Source organism: Oleiphilus sp. HI0128 (assembly GCF_001635365.1).
This window is the reverse complement of sequence record NZ_LWGG01000626.1, coordinates 1-646: the sequence shown is the minus strand read 5'-3', so window position 1 is coordinate 646 and position 646 is coordinate 1. Positions and strand designations below refer to the sequence as shown.

General features: G+C 44.0%; 2 protein-coding genes. One reads left to right on the top strand and one right to left on the bottom strand.

All coding sequences use genetic code 11. From position 1 onward, the window contains the following. The coding region (locus A3763_RS07885; RefSeq protein WP_255376614.1) for an alpha/beta hydrolase-fold protein at nt 1–258 on the top strand (258 nt) is incomplete at its 5' end. Nucleotides 259–299: 41 nt separating this feature from the next. On the opposite strand, the gene A3763_RS07880 is transcribed toward A3763_RS07885, so the two are convergent. After that, nucleotides 300–646 (bottom strand): cupin domain-containing protein (locus tag A3763_RS07880; protein ID WP_197482841.1); only part of this gene is annotated, 347 nt, incomplete at its 5' end.

Genomic DNA, 646 nt, shown 5'->3' with positions numbered 1-646 from the left:
ACATGGAAACAATACGATAGTTGCGAGCTGTTAAAAGAACATGGATGTGCGTTACCGATATTAGTGGATCAAGGTGATGAGGATAATTTTCTGCTGGAACAACTAAAACCCGAAAATCTTGTAGAATCCGCCAAATCTGTCGGCGCGAATCTAGAACTCAGAATGCAAAAAGGCTACGACCATAGTTACTTTTTTATTCAAAGCTTCATAGAAGATCACCTAAGATTCCACTTTGCTCACTTAAGCAGAGCTGACTAAAAGCGTTTTAGTGTGTAGAGATACTTTCGCCTCTTAATTATCTAAGGGTTAATTGGCACGGGTAAGTGCCCAGTTTTCACCAAAATGACCGTCTCCTCTTCAACGAAGGGGTGATGCTGACTCATGTGAGGGCTACGTATCCAGCTTCCTTTAGGATAGATGCCATGCTCATCACAAAACTTTCCCGATAGGACAAAAATTTCCTCCCCTCCAAAATGACGGTGAGACTGAAAACGCTCATTACTCGGCCACTTCACCAGTGCGACATGCTCATGCTCAAAATCGTGCAAAGGCATAACCTGCAGCCTGCCGATTCCTGGCAGCCAAGAGGTAGAAGTAGTATCGATGCGTACCTGTTCTTTATCCTCGAGTGAAAACTGGTTCAGCT